Origin of the sequence: Anaerostipes sp. AF04-45 (genome assembly GCF_003461725.1) — a bacterium.
Classification (GTDB): Bacteria; Bacillota; Clostridia; order Lachnospirales; family Lachnospiraceae; genus Anaerostipes; species Anaerostipes caccae.
Genome location: NZ_QTXQ01000009.1, coordinates 85294 through 103935, shown reverse-complemented (window position 1 = coordinate 103935; position 18642 = coordinate 85294). Strand labels below are relative to the sequence as shown.

Sequence of the window (18642 nt, the reverse complement as noted above, 5' to 3'; positions counted from 1 at the left end):
GAATTTTTTTACGTTAAATATTTTTTACTAACAGTCCCCTATGTATACAGCCTTCTCTCAGCTCCTCTTTTTTAGGCAGAGGCCGTGTATCCATTAGACTGTATTTCGAATAAAATTTAGTCTGAATATGAGAAAAACGAAGAGGCAGACCAAGGCAGGAATAGAAACCAGCAGTGGATTGTATCTGAAAATGAACGTGAGGTTCTGTCGTATTGCCGGAGTTGCCGCACTTGGCAATAACATCACCTCTTTTTACCGTTTGTCCTTTCTGTACTTTTATACTCCCAGGCATAAGATGACAGATTGCACTGTATTCATTTGGAGAATGTTTTAAAATAATCCGGTTGCCGCCAATATCAGTAGTATCCGGATCCGTCTGCCCAGTGTCCATGATGCGGCAGTCAGGGAAGTTGTTTTTTGTTGAAACAACGATACCGTCCGCAGGAGCAAGTATATTTTTTCCGTAGCAGTAATAACTGTGCAGATCCTTTTTGTTTCCGCAGAAGCTTTCACTTTTATCATCTACAATAATAAAATCATAGGCGAACCGCTGTGGAAGAATTTCCCATGAATGAGAAGTGTCTTTGGTAACACCGCCATTTGCGGTGTACCATTCACCGTCAAAGGGCAGGGAATACTTTATTCCGGAAACATAATCATCAATGTGTTCAATATTTTTGTTTCTGTATTTTACTGTAGCATAAATTAACCCGGTTACTTGCAGTACAATCTGACTCAGAAAACGTATATTCATGTAATTTTCTCCGTTATATTTCATTGATGTGTGTCTGAAGATTTTTAGAAGAATCTTTCACTCCACACCTGAATACTAAAAGTTCAGCAATTATAAAATTCACAGCACTGGCTCCTTTCATTGGCTTTATACCACTTAAAATAAGTATATCAGAGTAAGTGTCAAAAAGGAACCGCTGCTTCAGTGTTTCCATTTCACTGGGATATCAGTGCTTCTCTCTCCAGGAAGGACACCCCTCATTTGTACAGCGCTTTTTCCAGCCGACAGTTATGCAGACGGCGGCAAAGACCAGCAGGCAGATCATTCCTATGAGGACTGTCCGGTAGCTGCCGGAAAGATCATAGATAAATCCGTAGGCAGGGACCAGCACAATGGAGGCAATCGGGGCGCCCATAGAAATTTTGGCAAATATCTTTTCATAATCGGTCTGCCCATAAAATTTGAGGGTAAGGATTGGAGCCAAGACCATGATGCCGGAAGTCACCAGACCGTGGAGAAAGGTTGAAACGGCAAAGACCGCAAAGCTCTGCTGGCTGAACAAAAATCCAGTCTCTGCTGCGAGTCCGACTGCGATCATTCCATAGCAGGTTTTCAGACTGCCGATCCGGTCACTTATCATTCCGATGGCAATGGAGCCGATGGCACTTCCGATGGAGGCATAGGCAAGCGCTGCCCCGGTTTTTCTGACACTATAACCGAGCATGGAACCATAGGTAGGAATATGCTGGGTAAAGACGCCGATCCCGGTAATAGCAATCATAAAGAACAGCAGCAGATAAAAAGACGCCGAGCGCAGAGCCGCAGCTTCGGATATCTCAAGCTGGTCTTTTTTTATTTGGCCGGGAGCAGTATCTTCTGACGCAGATTCAGCACCTAACGGAAGAAGGTGTTTGTCTCCAGGTTTATTTTTCAGGAGGACCAGAGAAGTGATGACAACGACAGCAAATGTGATGCCTCCGATAAAAAAATATCCGGTTCTCCAGCCGTACTGTGTAATGATATCGGACGTGACCGGCTGCAGTACTGCCCCGAAAAGTCCTACGAATGCCATCTGGATTCCGAGCATAGTTCCTGCATTTTTTGCAAACCATCTGTTTATAAGAATTGGACCTAAAAGATTTACTAAGATTGTGGCGCCCATGGCATGGGGAATGGCTAAAAGATACCAGCCGTAAACGCTGTTCAGAAAACCAAAAGAGGCAAAAGAGAGTGTTTGGAGCACTGCCCCTGCCAGGGCCATGAGTCGGATATCATATTTATTGATCAGCCGGCCTGCTGTGGGAAGCCATAAGACCATAACGACAGAAGTTATGCTCAAATAGATAGACAGACTTCCGATTCCCACGCCGATTTCTTTTGAGACCGGAGACAGGAAAAGTCCGGAAGTCATGTTGATGCCGCCGCCTGCAAAGCCCCTGATTAAAATAACAGCTGCTAATATAAACCATGCATAGTGCCATCTTGATTTTCTCATGTTAATTCCGTCCTTTTTTGTATTTAGTATTTATCAGAGCCATCTTTTTTATGCATACCCACGGGCACACTGCATTTCATACCCTTCGTGTGGAAAATGTCCTATTGAGAATTATTCTGCTGTTTTAATCTTGAGTAATTGATAATAGTTTGATAAACTGATTTTGGTTAGTTCATACTAACTGAATAAATAATAGACATAGAGCAAAGTGAGATTCGGCAGAAAGGATACAGAATGAATTATTTAGAGATAGAGAAAGTCATCGGAAGAGAGATTATTGATTCCAGAGGGAATCCTACGGTAGAAGCTGAGGTATATCTGGCCGGCGGCGTGACAGGAAGGGGGACAGCCCCAAGCGGAGCTTCCACAGGTGAATTTGAAGCTCTTGAATTAAGGGATGGAGATAAGGGACGTTTTGGAGGAAAGGGAGTAACCAAAGCGGTCCAAAACATTAATACAGAGATCAGCGAAATCTTAAGCGGGATGGATGCTTCTGATATTTATGCTGTTGACAGGGCAATGATCGATGCAGACGGAACAAAAGATAAATCAAAGTTTGGTGCCAATGCGGTGCTCGCAGTGTCCATTGCATGTGCAAAAGCAGCGGCAGCGGCTCTGGGAGTTCCTCTGTACCGATTTTTGGGAGGCCTGAATGCAAACCGTCTTCCGGTGCCAATGATGAATATATTAAACGGCGGCGCCCATGCGGCAAATACAGTCGATGTGCAGGAATTTATGATTATGCCGGTGGGGGCAGAAAGTTTTCGTGAAGCTCTGCGCCAGTGTACGGAAGTGTTCCACGCGCTGGCAGGACTGCTCAAGTCAAAGGGACTGGCGACTTCCGTGGGAGATGAAGGAGGCTTTGCACCTGATCTTGCCAGCGATGAGGAAGCCATTGAATACATTTTAGAGGCAGTAAAATTGGCGGGGTACGAGCCAGGCAGAGACTTTGTGCTGGCAATGGACGCGGCTTCCAGCGAGTGGAAAGGGGAGAAAAAAGGAGAGTATATTCTCCCTAAGTGCAAGAGGAAGTTTGCTTCAGAAGAACTGGTCGCTCATTGGAAGTCTCTCTGTGAAAGATATCCGATCGTATCTATTGAGGACGGTTTAGATGAAGAGGACTGGGAGGGCTGGCAATATATGACCAGAGAGCTTGGAGATAAGATCCAGCTGGTAGGAGATGATCTGTTTGTAACAAATACAGAGCGTCTTAATAAAGGGATCAAAGAAAGATGCGGAAATTCTATTTTGATCAAACTAAACCAGATCGGCACTGTATCCGAAACGCTGGAAGCTATTAAAATGGCGCACAAGGCAGGGTATACAGCGGTTGTCTCTCATCGCTCAGGTGAGACAGAAGACACGACCATCGCAGATCTTGCAGTGGCATTGAATACCGGACAGATTAAGACAGGTGCGCCGAGCAGAAGTGAGAGAGTGGCAAAATATAACCAGCTGCTTAGGATTGAAGAAGAGCTGGGAGACAGTGCAGTCTATCCCGGTTTTACTACATTTTAAATAAAGCAGAATCATGGAAAGCAGAAAGAACATGCCTTTTAAGGTGATTTCTTTCTGCTTTTTAGTGCATAAAACCGTGTTTTTTAGGAAAGTTTAAGCAGTAAGAACAGAACCTGGGATAAAGCAATCAAATTAAAGGAGGACAATAAAATGTCATTAATAGGTCAGGAAGTAACAGATTTTAAAGTACAGTCTTATCAGGGAAATGAATTTAAAGAGGTAACAAAAGAAGATATTCTTGGAAAATGGTCTGTGTTCTTTTTCTATCCTGCAGATTTTACATTTGTATGCCCGACGGAACTGGAAGACTTGGCGAATAAATATGAAGATTTTAAAAAAGTGGGATGTGAAATTTACTCTGTGTCATGTGATACACATTTCGTACACAAGGCATGGCATGATGTGTCTAAGACAATTCAGAAGATCCAGTATCCGATGCTGGCGGACCCGACCGGATTGCTCGCAAGAGACTTTGATGTGATGATCGAAGAAAGCGGACTGGCAGAGAGGGGAAGCTTCATTGTGAATCCGGAAGGCAAAATCGTGGCTTATGAAGTCATTGCCGGTAATGTCGGAAGAAATGCGGAAGAGCTTTTTAGAAGAGTACAGGCATCCCAATTCGTAGCAGAACATGGAGATGAGGTTTGTCCAGCAAAATGGCAGCCGGGAGCAGAAACTTTAAAACCGAGTCTTGATCTGGTAGGTTTGATCTAAGAACAGATGTAAATGGAAGGTGATACGTTGAACGGAATTGATATGAAAAAACTCTATGACGGCATCATTATAGGCGGAGGTCCGGCAGGGCTTTCCGCCGCCATTTATCTTGCCAGGGCAAAATACCGTGTGCTGGTCATAGAAAAAGAAAAGATGGGCGGACAGATCACGATCACGTCGGAGGTGGTCAATTATCCGGGGGTTCCTGAAACTGACGGCAAAGGGCTTACGGAAAACATGAGACAGCAGGCCGAGTTTTTTGGTGCGGAATTTATGATGGCAGAAGTCAAAGAACTGAATCCGGACGGAGATATCAAAAAGGTTGTCACAGATAAGGGAACCTTTGAGACACTGGGAATCGTGCTGGCCACCGGCGCCAGTCCCAGAAAGATTGGATTTGAGGGAGAAATTAAATACCAGGGACGGGGTGTTGCCTATTGTGCCACCTGTGACGGAGAATTTTTTACGGGACTGGATGTGTTTGTCTTGGGAGGAGGCTTTGCCGCGGCAGAAGAGTCTGTATTCCTTACAAAGTACGCAAATAAAGTCACGGTCATCGTCAGAGAAGAGGATTTTACTTGTGCAGCAGCCGTAGCGGACCAGGTCAAAAATCATCCTGGGATTGAAGTACACTATCAGACTGAGATCGTAGAGGCAGGAGGCGAGAGCACCCTTCAATATGCTGTATTCCAAAACAATGAAACCGGGGAAACATGGAAATATGTGCCGCCGGCAGGAAAAAGTTTCGGTATTTTTGTCTTTGCAGGATATGCACCAGCCACAGGACTTTTTAAAGATTTTCTGGAACTGAGCGAAGACGGTTATCTGGTGACAGATATGAACCAGAAAACAAGCAAAAACGGTATCTATGGCGCCGGAGATATCTGCGTGAAAAATTTAAGGCAGGTAGTGACTGCTGTATCTGACGGGGCAGTGGCCGCCACTTCACTGGAAAAATATTTATCCGGGATGTACGAAAAACTAAAACTCCCCGAACGTGAGATTTTCACACCGGAGAGAAGAAAACCCACGGATGTGCCGAAAGAGGAAATTCCGGAAACCGACGGATTTTTGACAGCAGAAATGAAACAGCAGCTGGCACCGGTATTTGAGAGACTTGAAAAAGACGTGGTGCTGAAATTTTATACCGATGACAGCCCGATTTCCAGGGAAGTGGAAGAGTTTGCCGGAGAGATGAAAGACCTGTCTCCTCATATCCGCTGTGAAGTGAACCCGGAAGGGGGAGAAAATATCGAACTCCCTGCAATCTGTATCTGCAGCGGCGACGGAACGTATCTTGGCACTGCATTCCACGGAGTTCCGGGAGGACATGAATTCAATTCTTTTATCATAGCGATTTATAATGCCGCCGGTCCCGGACAGGCTATCGATGAGGGACTGCTGGACCGCATTCGGAACATCAGCAGGAAGATCAGGATTCAGACTGTTGTGTCTCTGTCCTGCACGATGTGCCCGGAACTGGTCATGGCTGTACAGAGGATTGCACTGGAAAATCCCGATATCGAGGCAGATATTTACGATATGACATATTTTCCATATCTGAAAGACAAGTATCAGATCATGAGCGTGCCGTGTATGATTGTGAATGAAAAAGATGTGTATTTCGGAAAGAAAAGTGTGGAAGAGATTCTTGGACTTTTGGAGAAGTAAAAGAATATACAATGAGGTGATACTTTGTACTTGAGGCCGGCGCAAGCTGGCCTTTTTTCTATCCATATGATAAAATCAATTTAAAATTAAGGAATAGGAGGGATATACAGATGAAAGAAAAAACAAGAAATTACAGTTTTGCGTTTCTTGTCATTTTATCCCTCATTACGGCACTGGGAACCTTTGTGTATGGTATGAAGAATTATCACACAGACAATATCAGCATTAATCAAAGGCAGGAGATAACATCCCTTTCAGAAGGCTGGTATTATATAGAAGAAGGGAAGAAGGCAAAAATTTCAAGTCTTCCGGTGAAGATTAAGGACAGCGGGAGAAAAAGTCTGACCATTTATCTGGATCTGTCAAAACCAGCGGCGGAAGACGCAGTGCTCTGCATGGAAAATTTTCATCAGGCTGTGGAAGTTTTTGCGGGAGATCGAAAGCTGTACTCTTACGGGGCAGGAAATAAAGGTCCCGCAGGCTGGATCCTGGGGAACATTTGGAATATTATCGATCTGCCGGAGGGTGTTCAGGGAAAAACCATTGCTGTAAAAATCACTTCCCCGAACACACCCGGACGATGGAAGATCCCCGAAATAAAATATGGAAACCGCAGTGCAGTGATGCAGATGATCAGCGAAAACTGTATCGGAATCGCTGTATTCGCTGTTCTGTCCGGTGTGCTGGGTTTGTGTTTCCTTCTTGTTTTCTGTCTGCTTCGCTGGAAAGGACTGGATTATAACAGCAAAGATTTTGTGTATATCGGTCTGTTTATCGTCATTTCCACGCTGTGGATCATTACAGATTCAAAAATTCCTCAATTTTTAACCAAACAACTGGCTCCCATATATATATTGTCATTTTTACTGTTTACACTGATGCCTGTACCATATTTAATGTTTCTGCGTCAGATCTGCCGGCATGGCAAAGGGGCTCTGGACTGTCTGAGCATTCTTTTTCTTCTTCAGACGATTTTTTGCGCGGTACTTTATATCACAGGAACTGTTGACCTGATAATGTCACTGCCCGTGACCCATTTTTTAATCATCTGTACAGTTGCGGCCAGTATTTTCCTTTGTCTGAGAGAATTGCTTCATTACCACAACAAAGACACATTTTTTGTACTGATCGGTATTTGCATACTGGCAGCCGGGGCAATGCTTTCTCTGGCTGCATTTCTCCCTCAAAAGATCAGTGATAATTCGTTGTTTTTCCGCATTGGCTTGATTGGATTTTACCTTTCTCTCTGTTATGTCAGTCTCAGGAGGGGGATGGGGCTGCTCAGGACCAGTATGGAGGCGGAAACATACCGCCGTTTGGCATACAAAGACGCTATGACGGGGATTGGAAACAGGGCAGCGTTTGATCGGGATGCAGGGATTCTTCACGCAAAGAGGGACACAAACACTTTTGCGGTCGCAGTATTCGACGTCAACAATCTCAAGTATACAAACGATACATATGGTCATGCGGCAGGAGACAGACTGATCAAAGATACTGCAGATTCTGTGAAAGATGCATTTTCAGCGATTGGGAGATGCTATCGTATCGGCGGAGATGAATTCGCAGTCATTATGGAACATATACCGGATGAAAGCATTGAAGAGGTGTTCTGCAGTTTTAGAGAGAACATTCGGAAGTACGGAGAGGGAAATCCGGAAGGCCTGGATGCGGCAGGAGGCTGGGCTAAGGGAGAAAACACAGGGACAGATTTTATTTACCGGCTGTTCCATCAGGCGGATGCGAAAATGTATGAAAGTAAAGAGAAGGCGAAACATGCAGAAAAATAGAGACGCCAATACAACTTGGCATCTCTGTTATTTTACGTGTTTTTTTATAGCTTCAAAACTCTCTTTGCTGATGACGTGCTCGATCCGGCAGGCATCTTCGGCTGCAATATCTTTGTCAACACCCAGCGCCGTAAGCCAGGATGAAAGAAGTTTGTGCCGCTCATAGATCATCTCCGCAATCTCCTTTCCGGAGACTGTGAGATAAATATATCCTTCCGGCGAAACAGTAATATGTTCGTTCTGGCGGAGCTTTTTCATAGCTACGCTGACACTGGACTTTTTAAACCCTAACTCTGTCGCTACATCTACGGAACGGACAACAGGACGGGATTTGCTCAGGACTAAGATCGTTTCTAAATAATTTTCAGCAGATTCATTTAAACTCATGAATTTACCTCATTTCTAATGATATATATTTTTATGTAAAGCATTACAAAGTATATCATATCTTATCCTATACTTCAAACATTTGGCTTATTGATAAAAAGAATCAATAAGAGATATTGACTGCTAACATATGTTAGAATATACTAATTAATGAGTGGAAATGATAATCGATACCAATTAAGAAAGAAGGGATCATGATGCCTTTAACAATGGTAAGAGAAGGGGAAGAAAATATCATCTGTAAAGTCGGCGGCAGGGGAGAAACGAAAAGATTTCTTGAAAATCTCGGATTTACTGTTGGCGGGATGGTGACTGTCGTATCTGTCATCGGCGGAAATGTCATTGTAAATGTCAAAGATTCCAGAGTGGCGATCGGCAGAGATATGGCAAATAAGATTATGGTGAACTAAAAAGGAGAGAAAATGAAGACATTAAAAGAAGTAGCCTGCGGAGAAACTGCAAAGGTTAAGAAGCTGAATGGAGAAGGACCTGTAAAACGCCGTATCATGGATATGGGAATCACAAAAGGAGTGGATGTGTTTGTAAGGAAGGTAGCGCCTCTGGGCGATCCGGTGGAAATTACAGTGCGGGGATATGAACTATCTGTGAGAAAAGCGGATGCGGAAATGATTTTAGTAGAATAGCTTTTTCTTTTTTTGTATAAGAGTTAGTCGAAACTAATATAAATAAGTATAAACAAACAAGAGTGTATGAAAAGAAAAGAGGTAAATGCAGAATGTCAATTAAGATTGCTTTAGCTGGAAACCCTAACAGCGGTAAAACAACGTTGTTTAACGCTTTGACGGGATCCAATCAATTTGTGGGCAACTGGCCCGGTGTCACGGTGGAAAAGAAGGAAGGAAAGTTGAAGGGGTACAAGGATGTCACCATTATGGATCTTCCGGGAATCTATTCCCTTTCACCGTATACATTGGAAGAAGTTGTTGCCAGAAACTATCTGATCGGGGAACGGCCGGATGCTATTTTAAACATCGTAGACGGTACAAATATCGAGAGAAACCTTTATTTGTCCACGCAGCTGATGGAGCTTGGGATTCCGGTCATCATGGCAGTCAACATGATGGATGTCTTAGAAAAGAGCGGAGACCAGATCCATATCAAACAGCTGAGTGAAAAGCTTGGATGTGAAGTGACAGAGATTTCTGCACTGAAAGGAACGGGGATCAAAAAAGCGGCTGAGAAAGCGGTGGCTCTTGCAAATGACAGAAAAGCAGCACCGCCGGTACATACGTTTGACCCTCAGGTAGAAGAAGTTCTGAATTCCATAGAATCAAAGCTGGGCAGTGAAGTCCCGGCAGAACAGAAGCGCTTCTTTGCCATCAAGATGCTGGAGAAAGACGATAAGATTCAGGAACAGATGAAACTGGTTCCGGATGTTTCTGATGAAATCAAGAAGATTGAAGAGATCATGGATGATGATACAGAAAGCATTATCACCAATGAACGTTATACCTATATTTCTTCCATCATTGAACAGTGTTTTACGAGAAACCGAAAAGAAACGATGACGACATCTGACAAGATCGACCGTATTGTCACAAACAGATTTCTGGCACTTCCGATCTTTGCGGCGGTAATGTTTGTTGTCTATTATGTCTCTGTCAGCACGATAGGAACATGGGCGACAGACTGGGCAAACGACGGAGTGTTCGGCAACGGATGGAGCCTTTTCGGACTCAGCGTGCCGAGTATCCCTTCCGTAATTGAAGCCGGACTGAATGCAGTCGGATGTGCCGGATGGCTGCAGGGACTGATCCTCGACGGTATGGTTGCCGGTGTAGGTGCGGTATTAGGGTTCGTGCCGCAGATGCTGGTGCTGTTTATTTTCCTTGCGTTCCTGGAGTCCTGCGGATATATGGCAAGAGTAGCGTTTATTATGGACCGGATTTTCCGCAAGTTCGGACTTTCCGGGAAATCCTTCATACCGATGCTGATCGGAAGCGGGTGCGGTGTGCCGGGTATCATGGCATCCCGGACGATAGAGAATGACCGGGACCGTAAAATGACGATCATGACAACGACATTCATTCCGTGCGGGGCAAAGCTGCCGATCATCGCGCTGATCGCAGGAGCCCTGTTCCACGGTGCATGGTGGGTGGCACCGAGTGCTTATTTTGTGGGAATCGCAGCCATTATCTGCTCTGGAATTATTTTGAAGAAAACAAAGATGTTTGCAGGAGATCCGGCGCCGTTTGTCATGGAACTTCCCGCATATCATATGCCGACGGTTTCCAATGTACTGAGAAGTATGTGGGAGCGCGGATGGTCTTTCATTAAAAAAGCGGGAACCATTATCCTTCTGTCAACCATTTTTGTGTGGTTTACAACTTACTTCGGATGGGTCGACGGACAGTTCAGAATGCTGACCGACATGGAACTTGACCACAGTATTCTTGCCGCCATCGGAAACGGCGTCGCATGGATTTTTGCACCGCTTGGCTGGGGCAACTGGAAATCAGCTGTAGCTGCGATCACCGGATTGGTGGCGAAAGAAAATGTCGTAGGTACCTTTGGGATTTTGTTTGGTTTTGCGGAAGTGGCAGAAGACGGTGCTGAGATTTGGGGAACCCTTGCCGGAAGCATGACTGCGGCGGCAGCATATTCCTTCCTCGTATTTAATCTGCTGTGTGCACCATGCTTTGCAGCAATGGGAGCTATTAAGAGAGAAATGAACAACAAAAAATGGTTCTGGTTTGCCGTCGGATATCAGACAGGGCTTGCATATGTGGTTTCCCTCTGTGTATACCAGATCGGAACATTAATCACCACAGGAACTTTTGGGATTGGTACAGCCGTTGCTTTTCTGTTGATAATTGGTTTTATCTATCTGCTGGTGAGGCCGTACAGGGAAAGCAAGAAGTTAAAGGTTGATTTGAAAGAGGTAACAGGAACAAGATAATATTGGAAATAGAGAGGTCTGCACCTGGTGTGCAGACCTGCATGATAAAGGAGGTTTCTATGGGAACAATAGCAGTAGGTTTGGCTGTCCTTGGTATTGTCAGTTTGATCGTCAGAAGCATGGTAAAGGATAAGAGACAGGGAAAGTCGATCCAGTGCGGGAATGACTGCAAACATTGCGGCGGGCACTGCGGTCATTGAGAAATGGAGAGTTGTCTCAGCTGACTACATTGAGGCTGGCTGATAATGATTGGATTTCCCAACCACAAATATTTAAATAGAATGGCAGAACCGCAGAAAATGGTGGTTTACAGGCGATTTGAAAGAAAAAACAGAAAATATGAAGGTGGTTGGGAAAAAACAAAGGAAACGTTGATTTTATCAGGGAAACTGGCTATAATAAAAAATAGAAATGGCTTAAAAACGAGGGATAAACATCAACAAGCGTTGTATTGAAATTTTTACCATGCACCTGCCTGAAATGCAAGGAGCCGAGGATAAACATCAACAAGCGTTGTATTGAAATGCCGATAGCATGGATGGAGATGCCGGAGCCGTATAGGATAAACATCAACAAGCGTTGTATTGAAATATCTGATACTGTGTTACATTACTAACTTTGTTCCAGATAAACATCAACAAGAGTTGTATTGAAATTGGGTAGTGTGCTGGTCTATGGCAGCAAAGTTCTCAGATAAACAGTAACAAAAGTTGTATTGTATAAAGATCTTCTTTCTATGTCCAGGAGACAGAAATTATAATTTCTGCCTTCTATTTTTTTGCCTTCTGTCTGCTGAACCACACCAGTCCACAAGCTGCCGTTTTTATGTTATGATAAAAGAGCAAAACACAAAGGAGGAGCTATGAGATTTGGTTACGATATCCCGGATTCTTTTTGGAGCCTGTTCCGTTCTGTAAACCGGGATCATTACATAGAAGCGCTGCTGAAAATCAGTGAAGAATATGAATATAACAACTACTTTCTGAGCCGGGAGGTCTGTATTCAGGTCCTGAGCGACTGGAATGCGGACAAGCGCATCTGGCTCCAGCGGGAAGAGTTTGAATCAGAACTGGATGTACTGGAGACTCCCCCAAACCGGATACTAAACTGGCTGATTAAGACCGGCTGGCTGAAAAAACTGGATGACTTTTCTACGCTGACATCCAACATTGTCATTCCCGATTACGCGGCCGTTTTTCTCGATGCTTTTGAACAGCTCGTGAATCCGCAGATGGAAGATACGGAGATTTATATCCAAAATGTCTATGCGACACTGTTCTCCTTTCAAAATGATAAACGGATCAACCTTGGGATGCTGAAAACAGCCCTGATCAATACGAAGAAACTGAACAAGGCACTTCAGGATCTGCTTCACAACATGGACAAATTTTTCGGACGCCTGCTGAAACAGCAGTCTTACGGCGATGTTCTGGCGGAACATTTAGAAGGATATGTGGAAGAGATCGTCAAGAAAAAGTACCATATGTTAAAGACCAACGATAATTTCTATCTCTACAAAATGGATATTAAGAAATGTCTTCAGGAAATGCGGGAAGACGCGGAGTGGATCGAGAGAGTCCGGGCCAAGGCAAAAGCTGAGGGCAGGGATGAAAAGGAAGATGTGCTTGACATTCTGGATGCCATCGAGAGAGGTTTTGACGACATTGAGCACCGGATCGCCAACATGGACAAAGAACATTCCAAATATGTGCGCGCCACAGTCACAAGACTCAACTACATGCTCAGCGGCGAGGCAGATATGAAAGGAATGGTGGTCAGTCTTTTAAAGCACTTGGAAATCGACGAAAAGAGGGAAGAACGGCTTTCTCAGGTGGCGGAAAAAATGAACCTGTCACGTCTAGAAGTCCTGTCTGAAAAATCTTTTTACAGAAGAAAGAAAAGGAGAGATTTCATCAGCCGGTTAGAGCCGGATGAAGATGTGCGGGAACTTACCAGGGAAGAAGTATTGAGACTCAATAAGATCCATACACGTTACAGTAAAAAAGAAATCGAGGAGTTTCTGGAAAGCCATATGGAAGACGGATCCATGGAAATGAGAGATGTCAATATCGGCGACGATGAGTCGTTTGAAAAGCTGATCCTGGCCTATGACTACTGTACCAGGAAAAACAGCCGGTATCAGGTGATCGAGAGGGAAAATAAGATGCTGGAAAATGGAAAATACCGTTATCCGGATCTGTTGTTTGTGAGGAGAAAGTCATGATTGAATACTATGAACAGCTGAGCGATGAGGAGAAGGATGATGTAAAGCGTGTCATCCAGATTTTGTTCCGGCAGACCTTTGTGCTGGAACGGAAATACGAAAAGAGGACCGGAAGATTTGCTTTCCAGAAGGATTACAGGATCTTAAATCAGCACCTGGAATTTTTAAGGGAGTATTTTTCGATTGCCGGGCTGGAACTTCGGGATAACAGTCATATGGGAGTTTTTTATATCCAGGGGGAGACCGTCCTGGGAGAAAAGCTGCCCAGACTGGCTACTATTTATCTGCTGATCTTAAAGCTGATCTACGATGAGCAGATGGAAACAGCGTCTGCAAGCAGCTATGTGTATACGTCGCTGGGAGAAATCAATGAAAAGATCGGAGATTTTGCCTTGCTTAAGAACCTGTCTTCTGCGACAGAGATGAGAAAGACCATTTCTCTGCTCAAAAAATACCAGATCATCGAGCCGATGGACGTACTCGAAGACCTTAATGAGGAGAGCCGCATGGTGGTGTATCCGTGTATCAACGCGGTTCTTCTCGGTGCTGATGTACAGAAATTGATAGAAACATTTACGGAGGAGGACGAACGTGGAGAAGAAGACGGAGAGCAAACAGGCATTCAAAGCACTATCGAAGATCTGTCTGAATAACTGGCATTATATTGAACGGAAAGTGCTTTCTTTCAGTGAAGGGATCAATTTCTTTACCGGACATTCCGGCAGCGGAAAATCTACGGTCATCGACGCCCTTCAGATCGTTCTGTACGCCAACACGGACGGAAGGGGATTTTTCAACAAGGCGGCGGCCGATGACTCGGACCGGAGCCTGATCGAATATTTGAGAGGCATGATTTCGGTGGGAGACAATAATGAGGGAAAATATATCAGAAACCGAAATTTTTCTACAACGATCGTGCTGGAACTTGAGCAGACGGTTACCGGAGCAAAGGAGTGTGTCGGAGTCGTTTTTGACGTGGAGACTGCCACCAATGAGATTTCCAGGCTGTTTTTCTGGCATAAAGGAGGAATCCTTGAAAACCGCTACCGAAAAGAAGACCGTGCCATGGCAACAACAGAGGTGAGAGATTACATAAAGGAACATTTTCCGAAAGAAGAATTTTATTTCGGTTCCAGCAATGAGAGGTTTCGGAGGCAGCTCTACGACATCTATCTGGGAGGACTGGACGCGGAGAAATTTCCGAGACTTTTCAAGCGGGCGATCCCGTTTAAAATGAACATTAAGCTGGAAGATTTTGTGCGGGAATACATCTGTATGGAACAGGATATCCAGATCGAAGATATGCAGGAAAGTGTTCTTCAGTACGGCAGGATGCGCAGGAAGATCGAAGATACGCTGAAGGAGATCGGCAGTTTAAAGCAGATAGGAACCGGTTACGACCGGTTTTCCAGGGCAGAGCAGGAGGTTCGGGTCTGTCAGTACCGGATGGAAAAGCTCGTAATGCTCCTGCTGAAAGAACAGATCAGAGACCTGCACGAAAAAATAGAGAAGGCAGGGGAAGATAAGAAGACCCAGGAGAAGAACAGAAAGGAACTGTCTGGCCAGCTTGCAGATCTCGCAGAGGAATATGACCGTCTGGTAAAGCAGATCGCAAACAGCGGCTACGAGAATTTAAAAACAGAACTGCAGGGTGTCAATGAACTCTTGGATCAGCTGCAAAAAAGCAGGGCCGCATGGCAGCAGACGTCCACAGGGCTGAGCCGGTGGGCAGAACTGGACGTGACACCGAATCAGACCATATGGGATATTGAAAGCTTTTCCAAGGGAGATATCAGTCTCGGAGAACTGCGCAGACTCCGGCACAGTTTAAAGGAAATCCGGGAAGAAGTGGAAAACGACCGGCAGGATGCGGCCTCAGAACTGAGAAGGCTCAAGAAGCGGGAAAAGGAAATCGTCGGGGAGCTGAAAGAACTGAAAAAAGGGAATAAGGCTTATCCCAGAGAACTGGAAAATGCCCGGTATGAGCTTCAGAACCGTTTGAGTTCTAAGTTCCAAGCAGCGGTAAAGGTACATATTCTCTCAGATCTTCTGGACATGAAGTCGGAGACATGGCATAAAGCCGTGGAAGGGTATTTAGGATCAAATAAACTTTCGCTGGTCGTGGAGCCGGATTATGCCAAGGCGGCTATGGAGATCTATCGGGAAATGGATGAAAAGCAGTTTTTCAGAGCCTCCATTTTAGACACAGAAAAGATCCTGAAAGAAAAGCCGTCCGTCATGGATCACGCACTGGCAGAGGAAGTGATTGCCAAGGAGTCGTATGTCAGAAGTTTCGTGGACCTGCTTCTCGGAAGGGTGATCAAATGCCAAACCATTGAAGAACTGAGGAATCAGAGGACCGGAGTGACTCCTGACTGTCTGCTCTACAAGAATTTTCAGCTGAAACGGCTGAATCCGGCGGATTATACGAAGCGTTCCTATATCGGTGAGAGCAGTGTGAAACAGAGAATCAGAGATCTGAAGGAAGAGTTCAAACAGCTTTCGGCCAAAAAAGAACCGTTTGCCAGGATGCTGGCAGAAGCGGAAGATATTTTGAGACTGGAAGCTCTGGGGCGTTCTGAGGAAGAATATATAGAACAGCAGGAAGCCTTAAAGAAAATAAAAGAGAAAACGGCGCTTAAAAGAGATCTTCAGGATCAGATGATGAAGATGAAGGAAGAATCCATCGGTGAACTGGAAGAAAGACAGAGAGAGAATAAGAGGCTTCAGGCACAGAAACAGGAACTGTTAAATGAAGTTTCAAGAGCCGTCTGGAACAGGGAAAAACAGATCGAGGACTGGCAGAGGCTCTATGTTTCCGCAAACAGTGAGCTGACGGAACAGGAGAGAAGTTTTTGTCGCAGCGAAGAACTGGAAAAAGCCTTTGATGACTATATGCAGGGGCGGATGCCGTCAAATCTTGAAAGCCTTAAAAACGGGACATTCAGGAAGATCAAACAGGCGGAGAACAGCAGGGAAGAAGCTTACAGATCACTTGTAGAACTGCGCTCCGAATATTTGAGGGAGTATCCGAACCGGACCTTCTCGCCGGCCATTGAGACCAATGAGCCATATGAAGAGCTGCTGCAGAAGCTTGAATGTGACCATCTTGCGGATTATCAGGAGAGGGCAAGAGAACAGGCAAGGTCAGCGGCCGAGCATTTTAAGGACGATTTTATATCCAAGATCAGGTATGCCATATTGGAAGCATATCAGAGAAGGGACGAATTAAACCGGATCATCAGCCGGCTGGACTTCGGAAAAGATAAGTATCAGTTCCGCATCACGAAAAACAAGGGCCCTGATGGTGTTTACTATCCGATGTTTATGGATGAATCGCTTCAGATCGATCCGTCCACTCTGGATGCATCCATGGATCACCAGATGAATCTGTTTTCCATGGAGCATGAAAACCGCTACGGAGAGGTCATGAGTGACCTGATCGATATTTTCATACCTCCGGAGAATGCATCCCCGGAAGAACTGGAAGAGGCCAAGCGGAACATGGAAAAATACGCGGATTACAGGACCTATCTGTCTTTCGATATGGAACAGATCGTGGAGGGGGAAGAAAAGCTGACCATCGGTCTTGGCAGGATGATCAAGAAAAATTCGGGAGGGGAAGGGCAGAATCCCCTCTATGTAGCCCTTTTGGCGAGCTTTGCCCAGGCCTACCGGATCAATCTGTCGCCAAAGTTAAGGAGAAGCCCTACGATCCGGCTGGTTGTCCTTGACGAAGCCTTTTCCAAGATGGATGCGGAGAAGGTAGCCAGCTGTATTGAACTGATCCGTGGACTCGGATTCCAGGCTATCATAAGCGCCACCAATGATAAGATACAGAATTATTTGGAAAACGTAGACAAGACCTTTGTCTATGCCAATCCGAATAAAAAAAGTATTTCTATACAGGAGTTTGAAAAACGGGAATTTGATCATCTGATGGAGGAAGCAGAGGATGAAGAAGGAACTGCTTAAAATGATCATCGAAAAGACTGAGAAGTCTGCATCGGACTGGAAGAAGGGAGCGGAAGGAAACCGTTCCTTTCTGGTTCACCAGGAACTATATGATCAGATCGGAAAAACAGAGTTTATAAATGCAGCCAGAGAACTTGAGTGTCAGGGCCTGTTGAAAATTGAGTGGGAAGCCGTAGGGGTGGATATACGAAGGATACGCTATTCTTTAAAGGATCTTGCGCTCATATATGAAATGTCCGGTATCCGGCCGAAGTTTCAGGTGATGGAAGAAAATATGGCGGATGTTGAAAACTTTCTTCATTCGGTCAAAGGACTGTGGATAAAAGATTATTTAAGGGACTGTATGAAACGGTTAGAGCAGGGCAAAATCCCGTCAGAATTTTCAAAACGGGAAGAGCTGTTTCGATGTCTTAAAGGGATCGATGGATTGAAGGAGCCGCTGTATAAAAGGGTTTTCAGCAAATATTGTCTGGGCGATTCCAAGCTTTTTGAGAAAAAACTGGAAAGCACTGTGCTGTCTATAGCCAGAAAATATCATACAGATATAGAGGAAGGTATGGATCATACGCAGGTCCTTTCCCAGCTTTTCATTGAAGAATATTCACAGGAGCTTGCGTTAAAAGGGCCGCTGCGAATTTCAGTGGACGGACAGGAAATAAATTTGGGACAATTTCGTTACGGCGCAGTCTTAAATTCACAGATGCTGGTCCATGCAAAACCCCAGTCGGGTCAAAACATAAAGAGAATCCTGACCATAGAAAATAAAGCAAACTATATGGCAGCGCCCTATGATGAAGAAGCCGTCATCATTTACAGCCATGGGTTTTTTACACCGAAAGAAAGGGAGTTTCTCATCAATCTGCGGGAGAGTCTTTGTGCAGAGACAGAATGCTTCCATTCTGGAGATTTGGATTACGGAGGTATCCTGATCTACCGGTATATCAAACAAAAAATATTTCCGGATCTCATGCCCTGTCAAATGGATGAGGAAATCTATCATAAATATGAAAAGTATGCGGTGGAAATGGAACCTGGGACTTTAAAAAAATTAAAAAAGTTGAGGATGGACGAAATTCCTGAACTAATGGAGATGAAAGAACTTTTGGTCAGAGAAGGAAAAGGTCTGGAACAGGAAAGTTTTTTACTGGCATCCGGTGAACCACAGGAAAATGCGGAACTTAGATGCCGGTAAATATAAGAAACCGATCTTAGCCC

At 44.7% G+C, this 18642-nt stretch carries 16 protein-coding genes; 13 read left to right on the top strand and 3 right to left on the bottom strand.

The genetic code is table 11. The annotated features are described in order from the left end of the window. Positions 1-13: 13 nt before the first annotated feature. Positions 14-754: a M23 family metallopeptidase gene (locus tag DWV34_RS13760; protein ID WP_199485893.1), complete on the bottom strand. Its 741-nt coding sequence runs from the start codon at positions 752-754 to the stop codon at positions 14-16. 205 nt (positions 755-959) lie between these two features. Next, positions 960-2228 (bottom strand): MFS transporter, encoded by a 1269-nt coding sequence (locus DWV34_RS13750; protein WP_006566049.1) that lies wholly within the window; start codon positions 2226-2228, stop codon positions 960-962. A gap of 234 nt (positions 2229-2462) precedes the next feature. On the opposite strand from DWV34_RS13750, the gene eno reads away from it, so the two are divergent. The 4 genes from eno to DWV34_RS13730 all read left to right on the top strand — a co-directional run bounded on the left by eno (position 2463) and on the right by DWV34_RS13730 (position 7921). Then, positions 2463-3746 (top strand): phosphopyruvate hydratase, encoded by a 1284-nt coding sequence (gene eno / locus DWV34_RS13745; RefSeq protein ID WP_006566048.1) that lies wholly within the window; start codon positions 2463-2465, stop codon positions 3744-3746. 150 nt (positions 3747-3896) lie between these two features. Further along, on the top strand, positions 3897-4460 hold the full coding sequence (gene ahpC / locus DWV34_RS13740; protein WP_006566047.1) for an alkyl hydroperoxide reductase subunit C: 564 nt from the start codon (positions 3897-3899) through the stop codon (positions 4458-4460). A 12-nt stretch (positions 4461-4472) separates the two neighbouring features. Continuing rightward, on the top strand, positions 4473-6131 hold the full coding sequence (locus DWV34_RS13735) for an FAD-dependent oxidoreductase (RefSeq protein WP_199485892.1): 1659 nt from the start codon (positions 4473-4475) through the stop codon (positions 6129-6131). Between the two features lie 110 nt (positions 6132-6241). Then, positions 6242-7921: a GGDEF domain-containing protein gene (locus DWV34_RS13730; RefSeq protein WP_118476517.1), complete on the top strand. Its 1680-nt coding sequence runs from the start codon at positions 6242-6244 to the stop codon at positions 7919-7921. 27 nt (positions 7922-7948) lie between these two features. Here DWV34_RS13730 and DWV34_RS13725 read toward each other — a convergent pair whose 3' ends face one another. Further along, positions 7949-8308 (bottom strand): metal-dependent transcriptional regulator, encoded by a 360-nt coding sequence (locus DWV34_RS13725; RefSeq protein WP_009288941.1) that lies wholly within the window; start codon positions 8306-8308, stop codon positions 7949-7951. 194 nt (positions 8309-8502) lie between these two features. Here DWV34_RS13725 and DWV34_RS13720 point away from each other — a divergent pair, with 194 nt between their 5' ends. The 9 genes from DWV34_RS13720 (at position 8503) to DWV34_RS13685 (ending at position 18619) form a co-directional block, all read left to right on the top strand. Beyond that, on the top strand, positions 8503-8718 hold the full coding sequence (locus tag DWV34_RS13720) for a FeoA family protein (protein WP_009288940.1): 216 nt from the start codon (positions 8503-8505) through the stop codon (positions 8716-8718). 12 nt (positions 8719-8730) lie between these two features. After that, the gene (locus DWV34_RS13715; RefSeq protein ID WP_006566042.1) at positions 8731-8952 is read left to right on the top strand and encodes a FeoA family protein; all 222 of its coding nucleotides are present in this window, start codon (positions 8731-8733) and stop codon (positions 8950-8952) included. A gap of 92 nt (positions 8953-9044) precedes the next feature. Then, positions 9045-11228 carry a ferrous iron transport protein B gene (feoB, locus tag DWV34_RS13710; protein ID WP_118476516.1) on the top strand — a complete coding sequence of 728 codons (2184 nt, stop codon included), beginning with the start codon at positions 9045-9047 and terminating at the stop codon, positions 11226-11228. A gap of 59 nt (positions 11229-11287) precedes the next feature. Beyond that, positions 11288-11428, top strand: coding sequence for a FeoB-associated Cys-rich membrane protein (locus DWV34_RS13705; protein WP_022261098.1), 141 nt, complete (start codon positions 11288-11290; stop codon positions 11426-11428). Between the two features lie 45 nt (positions 11429-11473). Beyond that, on the top strand, positions 11474-11683 hold the full coding sequence (locus DWV34_RS18215; RefSeq protein ID WP_009288937.1) for a hypothetical protein: 210 nt from the start codon (positions 11474-11476) through the stop codon (positions 11681-11683). Positions 11684-12090: 407 nt separating this feature from the next. Beyond that, positions 12091-13452 (top strand): Wadjet anti-phage system protein JetA family protein, encoded by a 1362-nt coding sequence (locus DWV34_RS13700; protein WP_009288936.1) that lies wholly within the window; start codon positions 12091-12093, stop codon positions 13450-13452. Then, a complete protein-coding gene (locus DWV34_RS13695) occupies positions 13449-14105 on the top strand; it encodes a DUF4194 domain-containing protein (RefSeq protein ID WP_006566036.1) in 657 nt (218 codons plus the stop codon). The genes DWV34_RS13700 and DWV34_RS13695 overlap by 4 nt, the downstream gene beginning before the upstream one ends. After that, positions 14044-17427 (top strand): ATP-binding protein, encoded by a 3384-nt coding sequence (locus DWV34_RS13690; RefSeq protein WP_118476515.1) that lies wholly within the window; start codon positions 14044-14046, stop codon positions 17425-17427. The genes DWV34_RS13695 and DWV34_RS13690 overlap by 62 nt, the downstream gene beginning before the upstream one ends. Beyond that, positions 17408-18619 carry a Wadjet anti-phage system protein JetD domain-containing protein gene (locus DWV34_RS13685; protein ID WP_009288932.1) on the top strand — a complete coding sequence of 404 codons (1212 nt, stop codon included), beginning with the start codon at positions 17408-17410 and terminating at the stop codon, positions 18617-18619. The genes DWV34_RS13690 and DWV34_RS13685 overlap by 20 nt, the downstream gene beginning before the upstream one ends. Positions 18620-18642: the final 23 nt, after the last annotated feature.

What these genes read in the sequence shown, in the direction of transcription:
- DWV34_RS13760 (WP_199485893.1), bottom strand. Translation starts at nt 754, where the DNA reads ATGAATATACGTTTTCTGAGTCAGATTGTACTGCAAGTAACCGGGTTA.
- DWV34_RS13750 (WP_006566049.1), bottom strand. Translation starts at nt 2,228, where the DNA reads ATGAGAAAATCAAGATGGCACTATGCATGGTTTATATTAGCAGCTGTT.
- eno (WP_006566048.1), top strand. Translation starts at nt 2,463, where the DNA reads ATGAATTATTTAGAGATAGAGAAAGTCATCGGAAGAGAGATTATTGAT.
- ahpC (WP_006566047.1), top strand. Translation starts at nt 3,897, where the DNA reads ATGTCATTAATAGGTCAGGAAGTAACAGATTTTAAAGTACAGTCTTAT.
- DWV34_RS13735 (WP_199485892.1), top strand. Translation starts at nt 4,473, where the DNA reads ATGGAAGGTGATACGTTGAACGGAATTGATATGAAAAAACTCTATGAC.
- DWV34_RS13730 (WP_118476517.1), top strand. Translation starts at nt 6,242, where the DNA reads ATGAAAGAAAAAACAAGAAATTACAGTTTTGCGTTTCTTGTCATTTTA.
- DWV34_RS13725 (WP_009288941.1), bottom strand. Translation starts at nt 8,308, where the DNA reads ATGAGTTTAAATGAATCTGCTGAAAATTATTTAGAAACGATCTTAGTC.
- DWV34_RS13720 (WP_009288940.1), top strand. Translation starts at nt 8,503, where the DNA reads ATGATGCCTTTAACAATGGTAAGAGAAGGGGAAGAAAATATCATCTGT.
- DWV34_RS13715 (WP_006566042.1), top strand. Translation starts at nt 8,731, where the DNA reads ATGAAGACATTAAAAGAAGTAGCCTGCGGAGAAACTGCAAAGGTTAAG.
- feoB (WP_118476516.1), top strand. Translation starts at nt 9,045, where the DNA reads ATGTCAATTAAGATTGCTTTAGCTGGAAACCCTAACAGCGGTAAAACA.
- DWV34_RS13705 (WP_022261098.1), top strand. Translation starts at nt 11,288, where the DNA reads ATGGGAACAATAGCAGTAGGTTTGGCTGTCCTTGGTATTGTCAGTTTG.
- DWV34_RS18215 (WP_009288937.1), top strand. Translation starts at nt 11,474, where the DNA reads ATGATTGGATTTCCCAACCACAAATATTTAAATAGAATGGCAGAACCG.
- DWV34_RS13700 (WP_009288936.1), top strand. Translation starts at nt 12,091, where the DNA reads ATGAGATTTGGTTACGATATCCCGGATTCTTTTTGGAGCCTGTTCCGT.
- DWV34_RS13695 (WP_006566036.1), top strand. Translation starts at nt 13,449, where the DNA reads ATGATTGAATACTATGAACAGCTGAGCGATGAGGAGAAGGATGATGTA.
- DWV34_RS13685 (WP_009288932.1), top strand. Translation starts at nt 17,408, where the DNA reads ATGAAGAAGGAACTGCTTAAAATGATCATCGAAAAGACTGAGAAGTCT.